This window comes from Paenibacillus ilasis, from assembly GCF_043195395.1.
Taxonomy (GTDB): Bacteria; Bacillota; Bacilli; order Paenibacillales; family Paenibacillaceae; genus Paenibacillus_AQ; species Paenibacillus_AQ lautus.
Genome location: NZ_JBHDJG010000001.1, coordinates 1,525,678 through 1,547,331, shown reverse-complemented (window position 1 = coordinate 1,547,331; position 21,654 = coordinate 1,525,678). Strand labels below are relative to the sequence as shown.

Here is a 21,654-nt window from a genome sequence, read left to right as displayed (position 1 = left end):
ACGACATCACGACATCATCTTAAGCTACGCCACAGGAATAATATTCGGTCGATTTCCTTAAATCCCGATCCATTGTTGAAGCATATGGATCACTTCTTGGATATGAATGGGTTTGTGAAGATATCCATTCGCGCCGTCTGCAAGAAACTGATCCGTATCCCTCATCGTGTTGGAGCTCATCACGATAATGGGAAGTTCCGCCCATTCCGGGTTCTCGCGAATCCGCTTCATCGTTTCGACTCCGTCCATTTCCGGCATGACCATATCCAGCAGCACCGCATCAATGGTTTGATGTTTGTATAACATCTCCAAGCATTCGAACCCGTTCTGGGCAGTATGCACGGTCATCTGGAGTTTCTCCAGCACATTGGTCAAACCGTACACGTTCCGAATATCATCATCAACGATCAATACGGTTTTGTACTCCAGACGGCTAGGTACTTCCATGTCGAACGCCTCCATTCGGAGATCACTCCAACTGGCACTGCTCGAAGTGGCAGCTACTTCAGGCAGCAAAAACAGACTTTCGCTGGTGCCATTTTCCGTAATGAGCGGTAAATATAAAACAAAGGTACTCCCGATTCCTTCCTCGCTCTCCACGGTAATATACCCGCCCAGCAGCTTCGCTAAATGCAGCGATATGGATAAGCCGAGGCCCGTTCCCCCGAATCTTCTGGCCGTGGTCTCTTCGCCTTGCTGGAACGCTTCGAAGATCGGTTGAAGATGTTCTGCGGCAATCCCGATGCCGGTATCCTCAACGGAAAAAGCAATAACGTCGCCACTGATCGCAAAATCCGAGGTTACAATCGAATTCATCTTCTTCACCCGTAATTTAACGCTGCCGCTCTCCGTGAACTTAATCGCATTCGAGAGCAAATTACGCAGAATTTGATGCAGCCGCATCCCATCGCTGTACATCATGTCAGGTAAATTGTCGGCCATCTCAATTTCAAATTCCAGATTTTTGGATTCCGCGCTTTTGGAGAAGTACCCTTCCATCAGTTCTGGGAGCTCCGTCAAATTCACCAAGTCCATTTCGATCTGCATCTTTCCGGCCTCGACCTTGGACAGATCCAGAATATCATTGATTAAATTCAGCAATTCACTGCCTGAATTATGAATGACGGAAGCGTAATGCTGCTCTTCCTCTGTCAGGTTCCCCTGCTTGTTCTCAGCTAAAATCTGGGAAAGAATTAACATGCTGTTCAGCGGTGTCCGCAGCTCATGGGACATATTGGCCAGAAATTGAGACTTATATTTCGAACTCTTCTCCAGCTCTTTCGCATATTTTTCCAATTCGCCGGCTGCAATTAATGCGGCCTCCTTCTGGGCCCCTAATCGTTCGTTCAGCATATGCATTTCTGCGGAATGGGTTTGCAGCTCCTCGGTCTGTGCCTGCAGTTCTTCAGTCTGACTCTGAAGCTCCTCATTCAGCGTTTGGGATTCATGATACAATTGCTGGATTTCCATTTTGCTTTGAATCGAGTTCAAGGTTACCCCAAGCTGGAAATTCAGTTGTTCGATCAGCTGAATTTCCAGCTCATCGAAGGGCTTGAACTTGGCTAATTCAATCACACCAAGCACTTGTCCTTCAAACATAACAGGCGCCAGCAGCAGCGTGGTAGGCTCAGCATCACCCAGCCCTGATTCAATCCGCACATAGTTAGGTGGGATATCGTCCAGAATAATTATCCGCTGTTCCAGCATGCACTGTCCCACCAAACCTTCACCAGGCAAAAAGCGATCTCTGACCTTGTTCCAAGGCTCGCCATCCGGATCGGCAAAAGCAGCTGCCTTTACCAGTTCCGATCCCCCCCGGTTAATAAAAACAGCACCGTACGGCAGCTTCATGATCAATGCCAGCTTATGAATGAAAAACTGTACGGCCGTCTCCACGCGATCAGACGATTGAAGGAGCGTTGACATAACCGAAATATGATCCTTAGCCCAGTTCTGTCTGCCGACTTGTTCAAGAAGCTCGTTGGTTGTGTCCGCCAACTGGCGGACCTCATCATTGGATCGCACATGAATCCGTTGGGAGAGGTTACCGCCTTTGACAATATCGGAGATGATATGAGTTACCTGAGTGATCGGCCTTACGATGCTCTTCGATATCACCAAAGCCCCACATATGGTAATCAGCGCTGCTCCAGCCCACAGGAGATACATCGTATACAATAAATGGGTATTGCTATCCTTCATCTCTTCGATCCTGCTGGTTGTCAATTCACGTTCCTTGCTTCTAAACGAAAGGAACAGCTCATGAATGGAGTTCATGGCTTGCTGGCCGGGATCGTTAATAAAGAAATGAAGAGCCTCCTCATCCTGTCCGAGCTGCTTCAATTGGACCGCAGGCTGACCGGCGTTGGTGATCCACTCCTTGATATTCTCCTTGATATTTTCCAGATGATTGGCTTGCTCCGAATTATCGCTAACAAGCTTGTACAGCTTGTTATAGTTAATCTGCCAAGACGACAGCGCTTGGTTGAACGGCTCCAGATAGGTATCATCCCCCGTAATGACATAACCCCTTTGGCCAGTTTCCATTTCAAGTAAATTCTTCTCGATTTCGTGCGTAAGATTATGTACTTCGATATCATGCTTCTCTATAAAATCCGCCTCTTGCTGCAGTGAAGAGATGCGGTCTGATACAATCCAGAGAAAAGCTCCAAGACATAATAATATCATTAAATATCCGACTACAATCTTGCTGCGGATGTTGAATTTCAGGTTGTTAGACAAATGGCTAACCTCCCTTGTCATCTATCAGTCTAAGTCTGCTCCTATCCTCATAGTAATTGTTATGAAAATGGTTTACAAGCAAAACCAGTTTGGATGACATCAATGATTCTTTAGTCGTAGGCAGTCAGATTTATACACGTTTGGGCATATATTATAGAGGATCAAGCTTGGACAACATTATAGATCTCATTCTTAAAAAAGGAGGAGTCACTCATATGATGACCTTTAAAGCGCTTGAGGAGATACTGCATTGACGAGGCATGTTTATCATCCCAGGAAACAGGCTGAGCGTATAACGGGCCTCGGAGTTGCGAATGTGTCGTCACTGGAGCTGCCCCTTCTTCGAGGCATGATGATGTCAGAAATTCACCTTGAACGCGGCAAGGGCCTCTCTCCCCATAGCCACCCGGACACGGACGAATTATGTTATGTCATTCACGGAGAAATCAGCTATTTCCTGGTTGATCCGCATACTCATCAGAATCTCGTGTATCAGTTAGTACCCGGTCAGGTGATACACGCCCCGATCGATTGGTGTCACTGGATAACAGCGTTAACCCCTGGAACGATCTTGCTATTGATCTATAACACCGAGCGTCCACACCAAATGGACATTGCCCCGGTCTGGGCTTATACCCTCACGGGTCCAGAAGCGCTGCAATGTAATAGCACGATCGCGAAACCTCATTCGAAGGCGCTTATTGCACCTGTCCCGCTACACAAAAAGATGGAGAGTGACGCTTCGGACGAGCCTATGCCGGCGCCACCCTTACTCATGACCGGGTACCCAAACAACAAAACCACACGCAGCCGGTGATCGGCCATGTGTGGTTATTGTTATAGGGACGCTTCTTATGTAATGATTTCGCTCGCAACGTATAACATCAATCAATATAAAATCTTTGTTCAGGACGGATCTGCTTCTTAAGCAAACGCAAGTCAGCTTCCAGCTTCGCCACCGTCTCTTCAATCTCTTCCGGATTCAGTGCCGGGCGTTCTGCTTCCGGCTTAACGCCAGCTCTAAGATCGCGAATCGTGATTTGCTGCTCCTGCCATTTATCCATAAGATCGGAGATGGTGGCATAAAACCGCTCATAATCCTGAATCACTTCATCCAGAAAGGAATCCACTTCCTCCTGATCGTAACCCCGCAGTTTATTCGAAAAATTCTTTTCATGGATAGACAAAGCGTCCAGTTGAATGCCTAGTTGCCGAAATAGCTTTTTCTGTTTATCCAATCGGCGTTTCATGTGTTCATCCATAATGATTTACCTCCAAATATTGGTGCAGCCCTACTTTTTTAGCCTTCTCTCTCTATCTTTGTTTATATCATATTAAGCACCGGGATTAAAACACTCCGGGGCTTTTTTGGAGAATGTTCCAAAAACGATAGGCTGCCGTTCCCATGATTCATGTGATTGTTACCAATCGATTTCGGGTATTGATTTTACATAAGAAGCTTTATTTTGTACTTAGCGAAAGAGAGGAGCGACTTTTATATGACGACGATGACGAAACAACAATACAGTGAACTTAAACGACGGTTGCTCAGTGATAAAGAACGATTGGAAGAACAATTGAAGTCACGCGAAGAAACCAACAGGGACCATTCCCTTCGGGACTCCACGGGAGAACTAAGCGCAGCAGATAACCATCCCGCAGACGTAGGGACCGAGGTTTTCGAACGCGGACGGGACCTGGCCATTCAAGAAACGCTTGATCATGAATTGGAGCAGATCGTGTCTGCCTTGCAGCGAATGGACCAGGGCGAATATGGAACCTGTGCCGAGTGCGGCCTAGAAATTCCGTACGAGCGGCTGGAAGCTTTGCCTTATACGGCCTATTGTCTCGAACATACGCCTCGGAAAGATATCAACGACAACCGGCCGGTTGAAGAAGATGTCATGACCCCGCCCCCTTCCGGAGCTGGCGTCAACCGACAGGCGGCCGACGGTAAATTTGATGACGCTGGCGCGTGGGACGCCGTTGAGGATTACGGAACGTCGACTTCGCCCGGCATGTCCATTAAACCCGGACAAGACGATTATAAGAAGAATGTATGAATTGCTTTTGCAAAATAGACGGGAAAGCTGGTACCTGACCTTGAGGTACCAGCTTTCTTTGCGTGATCAAGATTCTCTATGAGTCCGAACATTGGAAGCAAAAAACTCATATTCATCGTAACCTTCCCCGCGTTTCTTTTTATAAGGGGTCAGCATTTTATCCAGCTCAACAAAAAACTCACGCGCTTCATCTTCGCTCATATACAAGGTGGTATTGGTTAACATGGACGTTGTTTCGCCATCTTGACTCATATTTTTGAAGAAACGGTCTCTATTCTGGTCAAACAGCTCGGATAATAATTTGTTCGTTTCAGATCGAATTAATTCCTTGATGACCGGCTCGTCGGAATCTGCCCCGCGTTTGATCTTTACCGTCCCGACAAAAGGCTCATAATATTTAGCAATGATACCGTTGATCTCCTTCGTGGATACGATCTTGACCAATCCGATTCGCTCCAGCTTTTTCATATGATAATGAACTTTAGCAGGCACATCCCCGATCTTGTCCGCGACTTCCTTTACCGTTGCCGGACGGTCCATCTTATTCAATACATTCAAAATCTGGAGCCGATATGGATCTGAATATATTTTGATCTCTTCCAGTGTAGTCAGTTCCTTCGTTTCCACACCGTACACCTCAGCTTCATGTTATTTTTCGCTTCTTTCCATTATAGGCCGACAATGCCGAAATTACAAAACGCGAAGGATTTAAATGGCACGGAAACTCTTCTTCCGAATGAGGAATATCACGGGTAGCATCATGATAATTCCCATGATCGAGAAGAGCAAAGGAGGGGATTGATGCTCCGCCACAAGTCCCGTTATCAAGCTCCCCACAGGAATGGCAGCCGTGCATACTACCGACATAAGGGCGCCAATTCTGCCCAGCATGTGCCTCGGCGTTACCTCCATCAGATACGTCGAGATAGGGGCACTAAGCAAAGAGACGGCAAATCCGGCAACAAACATGCAGACCGCTGCAGACTCCACGCGCCATGCCGGCAGATGCCCTGGAATCCCTAATGCAAAATATCCGATCCCGAGCATGATCGAGCCTGACATGATCAAGGTGCTTTTTTTGAAGCTCTTGCCGTAACGTCCAATCCATAGCCCGCTGCAAATCATGCCGATCAGGAGGGCCGTTCCTAATACGCTCAAACCTCCGGCTCCGGCACCCAAGGTCTCCTTGACATAGACCGGCTGCAGTACATTCAGGGGAGCCAAACAGAAATTATTGATCATGGCGAGCATCGTTGTTATGAGGAGCAGCGTATGCTGCTTCACAAATAGCAGAGCCTCTTTAATGTCGCCCAGCACCGTTTTAGTCATCTCTGTCTGTGTGGAGGCATCCTTGGCCTCAGCCTGTTCGGCTGCCTCTGGATTCGGCATAAAAGCGATAATCGTGGCGGCAATGAGAAACGTTACGGCATCCATCAGGATCGTTCCCGAAATTCCGATCAGAGCGATAAGGGCCCCGGCGATGGATAAACCGATTAATTCTGCGCTCCGACTTACGGAAGTTGAGAAAGAATTGCCTGCAAGCAGTTTGTCCTTGGGCAGCAACCGGGGGACGATGGAGGTCTCGGCGGGTCTGGAGAAGCATTCCAGGGTTGAATTTAGAAACGTGAACAGGAACAAATGCCAGACTTCAAGGGAACCCACAGCGTACAGAAAAGCTGTTATCGAAACCACAATACCGCGGCTAAGATAGGTTAAGGCAAGCACTAGTTTCTTCGGCCAGCGGTCTACATAGGCCCCGGTAAACAAACTAAAAAGTAACCCAGGCAAAAAATTAAAGGCGAACAATGTACCCATTAATAGTTCTGAACCTGTGAGCATATAGACCATCCAGCTGTAAGCGATGGAATCCAGGGAATCCCCGAATCGGGTAATGGCCTGGGCAGATAAATAAATCAGGTAGGGGCGGATTTTCAAGAGCTGACCAAATCCTTGCTTTTCTAAAACAGCGGCATTTTGCATGGTTTCCTACTCCTCTTCGTTAAATGGATAACAACATTAAACTTTTTCAACTCATTAAAATAATATTTACGTTAAAATTATTTTATCGTTAAGTTTATTTTAATGATTTCGAAGAGGAATGCAATAGGTAAAAAAAAATAAACCGCCATGTTGGCGATTTATTGGGTCTAACGGATATTTTGACCGTGTTGCTTCTTTATTTAATGACCACTCGCGATGAGGATCTGGCTGCTTGAAGACACGCTTCAATGGCTCTGACATTGCTGATGGCATCTTCCGGACCATATGGCAGCGGCGTGCCGTCCATCACGGCTGCTGCCATAGCATCCGCTTGCAGTGCAAAGTGGTTGTATATCCCTACCTTCTCCTCACGGGATCCCTTAGCCGTATGAACGCAGATCTGGGCCATGTCCTCCATCCTCTCCCATCCAAAGGCTGAAGGTAGCTCAATCCTGCCATCGGTTCCCGCGATCTCTAAAGAGCATCGGGAATATGTCCACATCCCGCACTCAAAGGTAAGCCCCAGTCCATCTTCAAATTCCACCATCCCGTGGACCATCATGTCCACTCCGTCATGCTCCTCAGAAAAAAAGGCATGGGCCGTTACAGCCTTGGGCTCCTGCCCATAAATCATTCGCGCCGCCGAGATGGGATAGCATCCCACGTCATAGATTGAGCCTCCGCCCATATCCTTGCTGTAACGAACATTGCTTTTATCCTCCGCATTGTTGAAGGTGAACGATCCGTGAATTCCGCGAAGCTGGCCGATTTCGCCGCTTTCGATAATTTCGCGTACACGTGCGTGTTTCGGATGATATCGGTACATAAAGGCTTCGGCAAACAGCACGTTGTGTGCTTTAGCAGCCTCAGCCATTTCACGGACATCCGCTTCGGTCAGGGCTGCCGGTTTTTCGCATAGGATATGCTTGCCGGCCTGTGCCGCTTTGATGGTCCAAGGCTTATGCAGGTGATTCGGCAATGGAATATATACCGCATCGATGTCGGGGTCCTCCAGAAGCTCGTCATAGGATCCATAGTATTTCCCGATATGATATCGCTCGGCAAGCTCACTAGCTTTTTCTGCATTGCGGCTAGCGACCGCCCCGACTTCACAGCGTTCCGATTTCAATATGCCTGGTATCATTGAATTTCTTGCAATCCGAGCAGTACTCATAATTCCAAAGCGCAGTTTCTTGCTCACGAGGTCATTCCTCCTTTGGCTGCATTCCATTCCGATGGTTTTTTAAAAATTATCGTTTACCGCTTTATGAAGGATCCCCAAACATCGATCCAAATCTGTTTTGACCTGTTTTTTGTAGAGTTTAGCTTTCTCGGCACCGTCATCGGTAAAATGATAAAGAACGATTTCTTGAAAATCGACCCGCGGATCATTCCCTTTCAGCTGCTTGGTACGGTATAGTACACCCTCCTGCACCAATTCATGCAGCGCCCGGTAAATTTCGCTTTGCGGCGGTGAATACCCATGGCTCTTGAATTCTTGCCGCAGTTCTTCCAGCATCTGATATCCGTATCCGCGCTGCTGCTCCACCATGGTAATGAGATATACTTTGATAAAAGCACGCTGGGCGATCATAAATGCCATCTGGACGCCTCCTCCTTCACGAGCTACTTGTCCCATAATATACCTAATTATAACCCACAGTTTCCCAGTTTGCACAATAGGAAGCATCCCCCTCTTTTTAAACCAAGAAGGCGTAGCTTGAAACGTTGTCGGGTGTTGGGTGAATAAAAGTGATGCGATGGCGTCTATGTTTTTGTTGTTGTGAATTTTTCATATGTTGAATTTATATAATATATGATTTTTCATCTGTTGCTTTTTGGGTTGTTGGCGTGGATCGAAGGGTTGGTATCACAAAAAACCCACCCTCAAGGGTGGGTTTAATTCACATCCCGGTGGATGTACCGGTTGTGGGGTGTGATTTGCCGTATGGGCGAACACCGCCATTTTTTCTTGTTCCAGCGATTCCGACAAGCCACTTCCCGAACGGCAGCTTGGCGAGCAAGCGTGTGGCCCCGTAAGCCAAGCCCACGCTGATGATCCATGAAGAGAGTATCCGAACCAGAGGGTGCATGCTGATCAGCAAAGATTCATCGACTGCATAGCTTATACGCAGTGTCAAAAGATGCATCAGGTAGGCACCATACGAATAGAGCCCAATGGAGGCAAGAAGCGCATTCGCTCCCGCCCCGGCATGACGGCATATCCAGCCGGCCACCTCGTACATGACCAATATAGAGCTAATCAGGAAAAGTGCCATCATCGGACGAAGCAGTGATAAGGAATAGAACGTGATTGTGCCATTCGCAGCGGAACGAAGTTCATTAACGGCCTGCATGAGCATCCATCCGAACAAAAATGCGAAGATGAGCCATATAGCCGGCCGTGCCTTTTGAATCCATTTTTTCCAAGAGTCATGGTATAAACCGGCTGCCGCCCCCAGTGCAAAATAGAAGAAATAATAAAGTGCGTTCCGATCTGCGTAGGTTGTGAACAGATCACTCCATACCGGGATATTCAAGCTCCCCATCCATTGGCCAATATCGCTAATCATTCCTGTCAAACCCACGTACAATAGTCCGGATAAGACCAATATCTTAAGCTGCGTCTTCCAGCCCCATCTTTCTTTGATTCCTAGTATAGCGGAGCGGAACAGCGGGTACAGCAGATAGAATTGAAACAGCATAATGATGTACCAAAAATGCGAGCTCGATTTCCCGGTTAGCCATACTTCTCCAAGATACTTCCAGTCCTCAATGACAGCAGGATGGAACCTATGATTGATCAATAAAGTAATCAAGGTCCATACAGCAAACGGAACGTAGATGTCACCAAAACGCCTCTTGATGAACCTTCCGTAATGCAGCTGACCTTTATCGTTATAAAACAGCACCATGCCGGTAATAAAAATAAAGACGGGTACAGCAAATTTCGTCGCCATCAGAAGAACTGCCATCATCAAACCATCACCTGTCGTCATTCCCGGCGCGACCGAATAATGTGCGATGGAGTGCTGTAAGACCACGGCTAGAAAAGCAATTCCCCGTAAGCGCTCGATTTCCGGTATTCTTTCTTTGGGCATACTGCTCCCCCTTCGTCTGACTTCGTGTGAACACCCCTCATTGTAAGGGAGACTGCCCTTGATCGGGTAATCCAATTATTTACTGATCCTAATGTTATAAGCAAAACGAAGGTTGATCTATATGGTTATGTATCTTAAGAAACACATCGATCGAAGTACCTTAACAGAAGACAGAACGTGGTTGATATCTATAAAAAAACCGGCTCCATTCGGAACCGGTTGATGTTTCCTTACAGCAGCGTAGTCCCTCGCGGCGGAAGCCTGTCGTCCCGATCCAGATCTACCGCTCCGGCACGGCCCTCGTTTCTGTAATCATAATCGCGGAATATATCGTAGATGCCTGTATTTTCTTGATCAGCATCAACTAATACCAGAATCCTTCCTTGCTCGATATGAGACTCGTACTCTTTCGCCTCGTCTTCCGGAATGCCAAGGCCGATAAAACCACCGACCAACCCGCCGGCTCCCGCACCGACTGCTGCGCCGGTAAGCGTCGCTGCTATAGGTCCTGCGGCAAGAATCGGGCCGATGCCGGGAATAGCCAAAGCCCCGAGTCCTGCCAGCAAACCTGCCGTACCTCCAAGAATGCCGCCTGTTGCCGCACCTGCAGCTACCCCTTCAGGCGCCATCGTCCCCGTCTGCTCGGCAATCATATCTGCTTCGCGTTGATCCTTCGCTATAATGGAAATGGCATCGTTCGGAATCCCATGCCGTTGAAGCTGCTCGATGGCTTGAGCCGCTTCCTGTTCCGAACGGAATACTCCAACAATTTTCTTCTCCATGATAAACCCTCCTTATCGGTGGTCGTTTATATTTAACATTACCCGACGGAGGGGGAAATTAAACGTGACACTGCTGTGTTAAGCCTTGGGCCGGGTCCGATGGGTTGCAGTCGCCTCCATGGGATCATCAGGCCAATAATGTTTAGGGTATCTCCCCTTTAAGTCTTTTTTCACCTCGAAATAGCCGCTGCGCCAGAAACTGGATAGATCCGAGGTCACCTGAACGGGCCTTTGGGCGGGTGACAATAAATGCAAGGTCAGCGCAACCCGACCCTCCGCAATCCGCGGCGTATCCTGGAGTCCGAACATCTCCTGCAGGCGGACAGCCAGGAACGGTTGTTCAGGGTCACTGTAGTTAACTGGGATCAAGGACCCGCTCGGCACCCTGATATGAGTCGGCGCTTCCTTCTGAAGCTGCTGCTTTTGCTCCCAGCTAAGCATATGCTCCAAGAGCGTTCCCGGAGCAAGACGTCTTATATCATTTCGATTCCGCAGCCCTTCCAAATAAGGGAGCAGCCACTCCTCCGCTTGATTCAGCAGGCCCTCGTCCGAAACATCCGGCCAATTTCCCTCGGGATCATGCCGGAACATAAAGGCCAGCCGCTCTCTCAGCTGCAGTGCTGGCTTGCTCCACTGCAACAATCCAAGGCCCTCCTGCCTGATTCCTTGCAGCAGGGCTAGCGCTATTTCCTCCCCAGTCGGATTCGAATAGGCTTGTTCCTTGATAACGAGGGCTCCAAGCATCAGCTTCTGCCTCGCCCTGATGCTGCCGGAAGCAGAATCCCATACGACCTCTTTACGCTGTTCCATCTCGTCATAATAATACTTATCAAGCCATAAATCATCCATTTCAGAAGCAAGCTGAATATTCCCGTCTGCGCCTTGATCATCAACGGCAGCGACCACAATATACTGGGCACGGCTCATAGGCTGAACCGACACCAATTTCACACCTCTGCCGCTGCGCATCAGGAACCCGCTTCCTCCCCTGTTCTTCGCAATCCGTTCCGGGTAGGCAAACGACAGTAATAGGCCGCAGAAATTCAGGTTCCCGCTTATCGTATATGCGACATTTAGCTGTGTATGCAATTTCCTGATCTCTTGTTTCATCCGCTGGAGCACGGCTTCACTTGTCATGTCTTGCTCAGCCGATTGCTGACCTTGGCGCTCAAACAACAGAAGACGCTCCACACGCGATCGCAAATCCTGATCCCGTATGGCCTCACCTCTGCTCATGATATCACGCTCCTGAAGCAGTACAGCGATTCGGATGGCCAGTGACGCCTCACCTATTTCCTGTGCCCTTATCAGCATATGAGCCAGCCTCGGATGGAGCCCAAGCAGCGCCATCTCACGGCCATGCTGGGTGATACTTCCCGAATCATCCAGAGCCGACAGCTGCCTCAACAAAGCTTGTCCTTGCGTAAGAGCTGGTCGCGGCGGCGCATCCAGCCAGGCAAGCTGCTCCGGATCACGCGTCCCCCATACCGCCAATTCCAAGGCCAGCGGCGTCAGGTCGGATTCACGGATCGCCGGAATGGTGCTTTCCGGCAGATGGCGATGCTCTTCCTCACTCCATAAGCGATAACATACACCAGCCGATACGCGCCCGGCCCTTCCCCTTCTCTGATCCGCGGATGCCCGGGATAACCGTCTCGTAATCAATTGCGGCAGTCCCGTTCTCGGCGAGAACACCTCCGTGCGCATATAACCGCTGTCAACAACGGTCTTGATTCCCTCGATCGTAATACTGCTCTCGGAAATGCTAGTAGAGAGTACAATTTTACGCCTGCCGTTCGAATCGCGTCTGATTGCTTCATCCTGCTTCTCCGCTGGAAGCGCGCTGTATAACTCCCGAATGACGACATCTTGGCTTAAACCCGTTCTTACTAATTCGTTAGCGGTTTTCCTGATTTCACGGGCGCCCGGTAAAAATACAAGGATATCGCCTTGTTGTTCGGAGAGTGCCCGCAAGATGGCATTCGCTGCACCTTTATGCAACTCGTCGAGAGAGAATGAGCGTACATAGTGAGTAGATACTGGAAAAGCACGCCCTTCGCTAACGATGACCGGTGCATCGCCAAGAAGCCTCGCGACTGGCTCAGCCTCAAGGGTAGCGGACATGACGAGCAGCCTTAAGTCTTCCCGCAGCACCGACTGGGATTCCATCGCAAAAGCCAGGCCGGTATCGGCCTGTAAATTTCGTTCATGGAATTCGTCGAATATAATCATACCGATGCCGGTCAATTCCGGATCATCCTGCAGCATGCGCGTCAGGATGCCTTCCGTCACGACTTCGATCCGAGTGTTCTGACCGATCTTGCTGTCCATTCGGACGCGATAACCGATCGTCTCACCAACTGCCTCTCCCAAAGAGGATGCCATATAACTCGCGGCCGAGCGCGCTGCAATTCTTCTGGGCTCCAGCATGATGATCCGCTTGCCTTCCAGCCAGCTTTCATTCAAAAATGCTAAGGGCACCTGGGTCGTCTTCCCTGCACCCGGTTCAGCAATCAAAACCGCATGGGTTCCAGTAGATAAAGCCATTTTCAATTGTGGAAGTATGCGGTGAATCGGTAATTCAGTCATGGATACATCTCCGTTATCCTATCAAATATCAATATAATCCCTTAATTATATAAAACAGCCGATGTACGTCAAGGGGAGCTGCTTGTGCCACGGCTGGAAAGTATCGATATAATTGCGATACAATATGAATATCATTCCCATGTAAACATAAACATCAAGATTCATGTAGTCGGAAGGTGAAATGTATGGAGTTGCATGCCACATTTCGCGGCCGCTTTGCCCCTACGCCATCAGGAAAGATGCACATCGGCAATGCGTTGACCGCTTTACTTGGATGGCTGCAAATCAGGAGTATGGACGGACAATATATACTCCGTATAGAAGATATCGATGTGCAGCGTTCTCGCCAGGAGCTTGCGGTGGAGATGATGAGAGATCTGGAATGGCTCGGCTTGGATTGGGATGAAGGTCCCGGTCTTGCCGGGGCCTACGGACCTTATCATCAGGCGGCACGCCAAGCGTTATACGAGCGGGAAATCACAAGGCTGAAGGAATCGAATAAACTGTACCCCTGCTATTGCAGTCGGGCCGACATAACGGCTGCAGCCAGCGCACCGCACGGCATTGCCTCGGAAGGCCTCCGCTACCCGGGAACCTGTAGAGATTTATCTCGGGAGGAAGCGGCGCTTAGAGCGCTTCATAAGAAGCCTTCGCTGCGGATGAAGGTACCGCAAACCATCGTTTCCTTTGTTGATGGCATCGCCGGAGAGCAGTCCTATCGGCTATCCGATGGGGGAGACTTTGTGGTTCGCAGAGCAGACGATATCATCTCCTATCAACTCGCGGTGGTCGTTGATGATGCGTTAATGGGCATAACCCATGTACTTCGAGGAGCCGATCTACTAGACTCCACCCCACGTCAGCTTCTCTTATACCAAGCGTTAGGCTACAAGCCGCCACAGTTTGCGCATACCCCATTGATGGTAGATGCGGAAGGCAGAAGGCTCGCCAAGAGAACCCGCGGACTTAGCCTCTCATTTCTTCGCGGCCAGGGCATCATGCCCGAGCGCATCATCGGCTGGCTGGCTTGGACCGTCGGTCTCCTGGAACATCCGGAATCCGTTCGCCCTGCGGATTTAATTCCTGTTTTTGACTTATCGAAAGTATCTTCTGCCCCGATAAAAATAACGGAACATGTCAAACGTCAGCTGTTTGAATCCTGATTGCGATTCATCGAAATAAGGGATTCATGAGCAATATTCAAATTACGTTCCTTCATATCCTGATAAACAATCAGCGCCAGCACTTTCATCCTCAATAAGAGAAGAAAGGCTGGCGCTGTTCTGTTATTCCTCATGGGTTAATCGTTCCCTGACCTTGGACTCATACTGCGTAAACGCGCTATTCCCGCTAAACCCCCGCTGTTCCATCAGCAATTGCAATCTAAGATGCTTTTCATTCAGCTTGCGTTGAAGCTGCTCCTGCTCACCGTCGTTCCGGGCAGCACCGAGCAAGTCATACAGCTGAACGCATTCCTTGCGAAGCGTAACTTCTTCAGGGACATAACCCGCATTTTTCATGATGCGGTAGGACATTCTCAGATCCTCCGGAATGTGCGAAAGATCGTCGATCGGAAGTTTCTTCCCGGCAAGAGGCAAATGATCGAGCTCTCCGTTGCGGATCGCTTCTTCGATCTTCTGCTCAGCCAATCTGGAAAAGATGCTCATGATTCCCCAGCCTCCTCCTTTTTTCCTTCGTCCTCCTCATCATATAGCAGCGCCTTGTATATTCCAAGGTCTAAATGCAGGGAACCCTCAGGGTGTTGCTCCTGATCCATTTACAAGAGCGATTCGGCTCCATCTATGAAGATTTGCGCCCCGGTAATGTGTCTGGATTGATCGGAAGCGAGAAACGCCACCAAATCCGCCACCTCTTCAGGTGTACCCGGACCGTCAGACAGCGGCTGACTCCCCTCGGGATATTCCACCGGAATCACGATCTCCTCCAAATCTCCCTGTTTCTTCGTGCTTTGATCAATGTTGGTGGATATCGCGCCGGGGCAGATGACATTCACCCTGATTTTGAATTTCGCCAGCTCCAGCGCGGCCATCTTCGCAAAAGCCACCTGTCCTGCTTTAGTTGTGCTGTAGGCGCTCATCCCAAAGTTGGAGAAGGTTCGGGTGCCATTGACGGAGCTGGTAATGATAATGCTGCCCTGTCCCCGTTTCTTGAGGTGCGGAATCGCATATTTGACCGTCAGAAACGTACCGTTCAAATTCACGTTCAGCGTCTTGGTCCATTCCTCCAGCTTCATTTCATCAATTGGCGTCATCACGCCGTTAATCCCTGCATTGGCGAATACGATATCGACACCGCCAAAAATCTCCACCGTTTCGAGGACTGCCTTCTCTACCCGGTCAGGATCTGTGGTATCCACGTCAAAGGCTCTGGCGGAACCATCGCGAATCAAGTTGATCTCCGATTCCGCTTTATTCGTTCGGTCATCCAACAGATCGAATAAGGCAACATTTGCGCCTTCCTTTGCCAGCTGGATGGCCGCAGCCTTCCCAATGCCTGATCCGGCTCCGGTAATGATAGCTGTTCTCCCTTGAAAACGTCCGTGTCCTTCATTCATTATTCACACGCTCCTTTTTATCGTAATCCGTTATGCATTCATCTGTCACAAGATTACCCAAAAGGAGTTGTTTTATAATCATGATTTCTAATTTTTTGCACAAAAAAGCCGGACCTTTGGGTCCGACTCAGCGTTTATTCTAAAAAACATTCTTAGAAACCTACCAAACAATCTCCAGAAAGGAAGCATCATCTTCCAGGCCGTCGGTATGGCGAGCATTCATTAATACTTGCACTTCCTCATCGGGAATCGGCTCCTTCATGGGATCTAGGTCGTTGAGCCCATCGCTGTACAGCTGAAGCCGATATTCGGTCTCCGGGTCTAATTTGCACGAAAACACATGAGGGCTGCCTCCGATCGGACCACTTCGGGAAGACCAGCGTTCCGACGTTCGGAAACGATCTCCGAATACCGAGGTGATCTCGTCTTCCTTGCGCCACAAGCGTACCCTGGAGTCACCCTGCCAGGCGAGCCACAACCTCCCTTTGCGACGAAAACCCGAAGAAAGCTCGATGCGACCACAGATGTACATGGCTTCGCTTCCCTTGCGCTGCTTCTCTTCCAGTACTTCTCGAAGCAGCTTGGGCGTTTCGGAGCTCAGGGAATGAGTCCGCATTTCACGATCAGCTTCATGCGTAAGTTCTTTCAGTTTGCGTTCAAGCGATGCGGATGTGAGTTCCTCAACCGTTTCCAGCCAGTTCATCAACCCCTGACCTAACAGACGTGAGGCCACATCGCCTCGATAACTCAATCCGACACCATCACACAATACAAAATGGCACACATTTTCATTCATCTTTAATGCAATGAAATCCTGCCCCATCTCGGAGAGCATGACAGACTCCGCCGCTCTGCCATACGCATAACGACATGTGAACAAATCTTTAATCTTCGTAATCGGTTCTTCCACGGTCTGCTTGCTCTCATAATAAAACGATGCGGCTTGAGCCTTCCGCTTACGAATTCCCAACGATTCCATGCTTCTTGCGTATGATCGCTTCATCTGTGACCTCTTACCTTACCGGCGTGGCAGCTGACATCTGAAACCCGATGGACACCAGCTCAGAGCAAGTGCCTGGGAGCATCATCAAGGCTCCCGGGCTCAGTTGATAATCTGCCTCAAGCAGCATTTCTCGATAACTTTCGGGAAGAACCGAAGACATCATTTTAAGTTTACGCGCGTGTTCATCCTCAAGCGAAGTATCAGTCAAAATCCCTTTCCAGCGGCGCGGTTCCGATATCGGCTGATTCATCAGATGATCGGAAATGAAGATATTCTCCACAAGCACGTTGCCGTCCGGAACGCTCATGTTCATGATGCGGCGGGCAATCGGTTCCGGATCCTCTCCCGTTGCCACACCATCCGTCATGTGGCACACGAGCGGCGCAGGACAATCCTGCATATTCGGAATCTCCGATTGCAGGATTTTCTCGGCCTGAAGGAACGCTTTCGCCGAATCGGAGAACCGCTTAGGGGTCAAATCCGGAAGCGAGCCGATCGCCGCAATTTCATCAATGCCCTTAATCCCGTTTAACAAATCATAGACATCATCGCTATATGCAAGGATGGCAATCCGGTACCGGGGCGTCAGGCGATTGCCTTTGGTGGAGCGAAATACCATTTGCCGAATGGCCAAGGACAATGCTTCGTAAACTACGTCGATCCGCCTGCGGTCCTCCATCAGCATATTCATGGACGCGCTGATATCAATCAGATATATAATGAGCGCTGGCGTGCGCTGTGATGCTTGAATGGTATAGTTCATCGTGAATAACATTCACCCCTGCATTTCGTCATGTTTACTTCTTTACAGTTTTGGTATCCAGTGGCTGTCGTCACTTATGAATTGCTGCAGATTGTTAAGGCGGGTGCTCATTTTACCAACCGTCTTATAATAAGCCTTATCCTTGTTATACAGCTCTATGAATTCACGTGCGGCATTCTTAGCACGGTCTTTGTTGCCGGCTACCTGCGCATTATACGCCTTATTATATAGGGCAACCAGTTCTACAACGTTTTGGGAACGCTGCTTCTGGAGCATTGCGGCTTGGGCTTCTTGGGCAGCTCTTGCTTTCGCCTGGCGCTCTGCCTCAGCTTTGGCAGCCGCTGCTTCCTGGGCCGCTCTTTTCTTCTTCTCTTCCAGCTGAGCTAAGTACGCTTCATACTTGGCTTGATTGTCATATTTCTCTTGCAATGCCTGCTTCTTTTTCTTCTCTTCAAGCGATGCCAGATAAGCTTCATACTTCGCCTGCTTCTCATACTTCGTCTGAAGCTCGGCTTTCTCCTGTTCCTTCAGAGCCTGCTCGGCTTCTTCAGCCTTCTTGGCCTCTTCTGCCTTCAAGCGCTCCTCTTCCGCTTTCTTAGCCTCTGCTTCTTTCCGGGCAGCCTCTTCCTGCTGCTTCCGCGCTTCTTCCTCTTGCTTACGCGCAGCTTCCTCTTTCTCCTGCGCTTGCTGCTCGGCTAATCGCTGGGAATCCAACTGACGGTTCTCTGCTTTCTCCGCCAAAATCTGATTCACCGTAATCGCAGAACCTGCCAAAATGACGATAGCCGCAGCGGTCGAGAGCATGAATTTACGGGATAATAACAGTGCTTTAAAGCCTTTGTTGGATGATTCTTCAGCCGGACGAAGCTGCTCCTCTAGCCCCTGTATAGCGGCGGCAAGCTCCACTTCAAGCGGACTGTCCTTCTTTACGAAATGATACGCGGAGCGGAATATTTCCAAAGCACCGGAAAGATTACCCGCATCCTCCAGATCACGCGCCTGATGAAACAAGCGTCCAACCACATTATCGTTGACCTCCCGGGTGCCTGGCTCAATTCCGAGCGATGCCATAATTTCGGCCGGCACCTCCTGGGGAGTTTCAGAACGGACTTCATCCGAATTGTCGTCATGGGCGGCGGCAGCGGTTATAACGGCTGGGACTTCCTCCACCTCTTCTTCCTCACTTAAAGATGATAATGCAATCAGCCACTCACCAAAGGTAGGGCAGCTGCTCAAATCCTGACTGTCCCAGGTTCTGCCGAACAGATCCGAAATCCGTGTACCCCAACGCTGACCCAGCGACTTTTTCAGTAAAAAATAACGCTCGCACGGGGTCTGCATTTCATGCTGATCAAAATAGCTTTCACCCCATGCCCGATTAACGATTGCCGGATCGCTCCATCCCAGCATTTCCGCAATGATAACAGCACCTGCGAAACGATCGGCATAAGAACTCCATAACCCGCTATGCACCGTTCGATGAGCCGCATACCCAGGAGAGCCAGCAAGCAAAACATCAGGTCGATCCATTTTGGGGCTGTACATCTGCTCCACATCGACAAGCTCAACGGCGGCAGCGCCTTCCGGAAGCTTCACTTCCGAAAAAAACGGAAGCATGACATTAGGCGCAGACAGGTCACAGTGGGCTAATCCGCGCTGCTCCATGCTTGAGCCGATGGCTGCCAATGCCTTGGCAAGCATCAGACTTTCAGAACGTCCCAGATTACGCTGATCGCTTATAACGTCAAACCAAGTACATCCATGAATCCATGGCATGATGACCGCGTAGAGCAAATCCGGATATTCCGCTATCAAATCTCCGTTTCTTTCGGGAGTGAGCACCTCTCGACTGCTTACCTGCAAACCCGGTATCTCGCGATAATTCCCCATATGTTCGGATTGATACACCATAGCCGGAATTCTGAACTTAGGAAAAAAGACTTTTAGTGCTTTGGCTTCATGCAGCTCCCCATCCACAGGGATCAACTGGTAGACGATTCCCTGCCTCCCAGCTTGGGCATAGGCTACGCCTGGCGCTGCGGGATGCTGCCCTACTGTATAAGCCGTTCCATTTACAACAATCCCATCGCCCGGGTTTGGCTGAAATGTCATGAACGTCATCCTCTCTTAACTCCGTTACCTAACTCTATAACTCTATTAACCAGATTGTTATATTCTAAACATCCAAAATTGCAAGAAAACCGGGTTATCTTCCACCCGGTTTATTCTGCCTATTAAACTATTATAAAGCAAAAGTCTCCGAATGGATATTAACGGGATTCGTCAGCCATACGGAATTTCTGAGCGATCGCTTTCAGCTCATTGCTGATGCTGTCAAGCGTTTGTACGAAGGAGTTCATCAAACGACTTGCTTCCTGGAATTCCTGGAAAAAGCGCTGCTTCGTCATACCATCCCATTGACCTTCCATTCCGTTGATCGATTGAGTCAGGCTGTTAACGATTTGCTGACTTTGATCACCGCTTTGTTTAAATTGGTTCGCTACTTGCTCGACTTGCTCTGGCGTAATTAAAATACGTCCTGCCATTTATGTAACCTCCTAGAAATTCGTTTTCTGGTGACACTTGACATCTTAGCCCAAGAGCCTCAGTTTATCAAAATGTCCTCAGACCTAATTTCCAGGTACCCTATACGTCCCAATTTGAAACATTTACCATCCCGATTATCCCGAAAGGAATAGGGTTTTAGTTGGCAATTCCAAACGAAGACGGATCGGTAAAGGTCCAGCCTTGCCCGGATAATGCGGCTTGTTTAGCCGAATCCCCGTTATCTCCACTGGTCATGCCCACGGCAGCGGCCACCGAGCTCGGGTTCGATATAACCGTGGTGGAGTTTCCATATTCCGGAAGTATGGACGAGCGCCCATCCATTCCGGAAGCTGCAAACAGAGCCGTCGGTGATACGGTACTTACGATTGCATGCTCCAAAATCGTATGGTACTGATGATCCGTTTCTTGAAATTGGTCGGCTTTGCTTTGAAGATGCTTGCCCAGCTGAGCAAGAAGAGCTCCCAGATGCTCTCCAAGACTCCGGGCAGACTGCCACTCATCAATAACCGCCGCTTTGAGAGACGTCTCCCAAACGAGTGATTCCATAGCTTGGTTGAGCGTTCTCGTAATCGCTAAATATTCATCGCCACTATGCTGCAGCTGACGGCTTAACGTCCGGAGAGACTCCGGCTCGACAGAAATACGCATTGGTCCTCACCTTTCATACAGGCTCTGTTACTGTTTCAGCCACATGAGTAGCATATGACGAAACTGCTCTTTGGTCGCTGGCGCTGCGGTTAGCCAGTCCTGGTCTCCCTCCAGGCTCATACGCAGCAGCCAATTCATGGACTCGTTCACTATAAATGCTGCATTTTGACTTTCCCAGCTGATTCCGTTCCATATCGACAGCTGGAGTTCCCCCGAAGACACCTTGTTTTTCATACATTTCGCTAAAGCGATGGAACCCTCCGCATCATCCGTCAACCTGGCCAAGCGATCACCGATATCATCGCTATTCTGTTCGGAAACGGAGGTGTAAATATCCCCGAACTCCTTCCGGCTAAGCAATAAAGCCGGAATATCCCCCCAGTTTTGATCGCTTAGGGCCAGATCCTGCACCAGCTGATCGCAGGTTTGTTCAATGGTACCGAGTTCGCTAAGCATGTAACACCGGTTGTCATCGCCGCTTCTGCATACTTGTATTACCCGTTCGTCAGTAACATGCAGATATCCTTCAAACGCCGAATCCTGATTTTCATATTTCAACCAGCACGCTCGTTCCGCAAGTCCGGCAATAGCCACTCGTGAGAAGACTTCGGGTGGAATCGACAATTCCCCGCCTTCCTCTTGAATCAAATATTGCTTGCTTAGGAGCGATTGTTTGGTTTTCTCCCACTCAACCGCGATTTCTTCCGTTAAATATCCTACAAAAGGATCTTCAACACCAAGTAATCGGTCCGATCCGATAATTCCAGCCAAGAAGAAAAATTCCTTGTCATTCAGCGTGATCGTTTCTTGTTTGGAAGCATGAATTGTCAACATTATGAG

20 protein-coding genes are annotated in these 21,654 nt (G+C 49.2%); 3 read left to right on the top strand and 17 right to left on the bottom strand.

Annotated features, from left to right (window positions below; all coding sequences use genetic code 11):
* Window positions 1-57: 57 nt before the first annotated feature.
* The gene (locus ACETK5_RS07480; RefSeq protein ID WP_394054877.1) at window positions 58-2,742 is read right to left on the bottom strand and encodes a CHASE3 domain-containing protein; all 2,685 of its coding nucleotides are present in this window, start codon (window positions 2,740-2,742) and stop codon (window positions 58-60) included.
* A gap of 250 nt (window positions 2,743-2,992) precedes the next feature.
* On the opposite strand from ACETK5_RS07480, the gene ACETK5_RS07475 reads away from it, so the two are divergent.
* The gene (locus ACETK5_RS07475; protein WP_394054875.1) at window positions 2,993-3,559 is read left to right on the top strand and encodes a cupin domain-containing protein; all 567 of its coding nucleotides are present in this window, start codon (window positions 2,993-2,995) and stop codon (window positions 3,557-3,559) included.
* 67 nt (window positions 3,560-3,626) lie between these two features.
* Here the strand turns inward: ACETK5_RS07475 and ACETK5_RS07470 are convergent, their stop codons facing one another.
* Window positions 3,627-4,004, bottom strand: a complete 378-nt coding sequence (locus ACETK5_RS07470; protein ID WP_009590687.1) for a DivIVA domain-containing protein — start codon at window positions 4,002-4,004, stop codon at window positions 3,627-3,629.
* Between the two features lie 237 nt (window positions 4,005-4,241).
* On the opposite strand from ACETK5_RS07470, the gene ACETK5_RS07465 reads away from it, so the two are divergent.
* Window positions 4,242-4,805, top strand: a complete 564-nt coding sequence (locus ACETK5_RS07465; RefSeq protein ID WP_100537963.1) for a TraR/DksA C4-type zinc finger protein — start codon at window positions 4,242-4,244, stop codon at window positions 4,803-4,805.
* A gap of 66 nt (window positions 4,806-4,871) precedes the next feature.
* Here the strand turns inward: ACETK5_RS07465 and ACETK5_RS07460 are convergent, their stop codons facing one another.
* The 7 genes from ACETK5_RS07460 to hrpB all read right to left on the bottom strand — a co-directional run bounded on the left by ACETK5_RS07460 (window position 4,872) and on the right by hrpB (window position 13,257).
* Window positions 4,872-5,432, bottom strand: coding sequence for a winged helix-turn-helix domain-containing protein (locus ACETK5_RS07460; RefSeq protein WP_100537964.1), 561 nt, complete (start codon window positions 5,430-5,432; stop codon window positions 4,872-4,874).
* An 81-nt stretch (window positions 5,433-5,513) separates the two neighbouring features.
* Window positions 5,514-6,785 carry an MFS transporter gene (locus ACETK5_RS07455; RefSeq protein WP_326113048.1) on the bottom strand — a complete coding sequence of 424 codons (1,272 nt, stop codon included), beginning with the start codon at window positions 6,783-6,785 and terminating at the stop codon, window positions 5,514-5,516.
* 196 nt (window positions 6,786-6,981) lie between these two features.
* Entirely contained in the window at window positions 6,982-7,986 is a 1,005-nt protein-coding gene (locus ACETK5_RS07450) for a Gfo/Idh/MocA family protein (protein WP_100537966.1), read from the bottom strand.
* Between the two features lie 42 nt (window positions 7,987-8,028).
* Window positions 8,029-8,388 (bottom strand): helix-turn-helix transcriptional regulator, encoded by a 360-nt coding sequence (locus ACETK5_RS07445; RefSeq protein ID WP_071220214.1) that lies wholly within the window; start codon window positions 8,386-8,388, stop codon window positions 8,029-8,031.
* A gap of 301 nt (window positions 8,389-8,689) precedes the next feature.
* Entirely contained in the window at window positions 8,690-9,886 is a 1,197-nt protein-coding gene (locus ACETK5_RS07440) for an acyltransferase (RefSeq protein ID WP_394054871.1), read from the bottom strand.
* 230 nt (window positions 9,887-10,116) lie between these two features.
* Window positions 10,117-10,668 (bottom strand): general stress protein, encoded by a 552-nt coding sequence (locus tag ACETK5_RS07435; RefSeq protein WP_100537968.1) that lies wholly within the window; start codon window positions 10,666-10,668, stop codon window positions 10,117-10,119.
* A 78-nt stretch (window positions 10,669-10,746) separates the two neighbouring features.
* Window positions 10,747-13,257, bottom strand: coding sequence for an ATP-dependent helicase HrpB (gene hrpB, locus ACETK5_RS07430; protein WP_394054869.1), 2,511 nt, complete (start codon window positions 13,255-13,257; stop codon window positions 10,747-10,749).
* A 185-nt stretch (window positions 13,258-13,442) separates the two neighbouring features.
* Between hrpB and gluQRS the strand changes: the two genes are divergently transcribed.
* Window positions 13,443-14,420: a tRNA glutamyl-Q(34) synthetase GluQRS gene (gene gluQRS / locus ACETK5_RS07425; protein ID WP_394054867.1), complete on the top strand. Its 978-nt coding sequence runs from the start codon at window positions 13,443-13,445 to the stop codon at window positions 14,418-14,420.
* A 123-nt stretch (window positions 14,421-14,543) separates the two neighbouring features.
* Here gluQRS and ACETK5_RS07420 read toward each other — a convergent pair whose 3' ends face one another.
* The 8 genes from ACETK5_RS07420 to ACETK5_RS07385 form a co-directional block, all read right to left on the bottom strand.
* Entirely contained in the window at window positions 14,544-14,924 is a 381-nt protein-coding gene (locus tag ACETK5_RS07420) for a DnaJ family domain-containing protein (protein WP_100537971.1), read from the bottom strand.
* Between the two features lie 110 nt (window positions 14,925-15,034).
* A complete protein-coding gene (locus ACETK5_RS07415; RefSeq protein WP_394054864.1) occupies window positions 15,035-15,832 on the bottom strand; it encodes an SDR family oxidoreductase in 798 nt (265 codons plus the stop codon).
* 160 nt (window positions 15,833-15,992) lie between these two features.
* Window positions 15,993-16,835, bottom strand: a complete 843-nt coding sequence (locus ACETK5_RS07410; RefSeq protein WP_100537973.1) for a hypothetical protein — start codon at window positions 16,833-16,835, stop codon at window positions 15,993-15,995.
* Window positions 16,836-16,845: 10 nt separating this feature from the next.
* Window positions 16,846-17,598 (bottom strand): vWA domain-containing protein, encoded by a 753-nt coding sequence (locus tag ACETK5_RS07405; RefSeq protein WP_100539444.1) that lies wholly within the window; start codon window positions 17,596-17,598, stop codon window positions 16,846-16,848.
* Between the two features lie 42 nt (window positions 17,599-17,640).
* Window positions 17,641-19,710, bottom strand: coding sequence for a hypothetical protein (locus tag ACETK5_RS07400; protein WP_394054862.1), 2,070 nt, complete (start codon window positions 19,708-19,710; stop codon window positions 17,641-17,643).
* A gap of 158 nt (window positions 19,711-19,868) precedes the next feature.
* A complete protein-coding gene (locus tag ACETK5_RS07395; protein ID WP_006211202.1) occupies window positions 19,869-20,144 on the bottom strand; it encodes a WXG100 family type VII secretion target in 276 nt (91 codons plus the stop codon).
* A gap of 157 nt (window positions 20,145-20,301) precedes the next feature.
* Complete coding sequence (locus ACETK5_RS07390; protein WP_100537974.1) at window positions 20,302-20,814, bottom strand: WXG100 family type VII secretion target; 513 nt, start codon at window positions 20,812-20,814, stop codon at window positions 20,302-20,304.
* A 27-nt stretch (window positions 20,815-20,841) separates the two neighbouring features.
* Window positions 20,842-21,648 carry a hypothetical protein gene (locus ACETK5_RS07385; protein ID WP_100537975.1) on the bottom strand — a complete coding sequence of 269 codons (807 nt, stop codon included), beginning with the start codon at window positions 21,646-21,648 and terminating at the stop codon, window positions 20,842-20,844.
* Window positions 21,649-21,654: the final 6 nt, after the last annotated feature.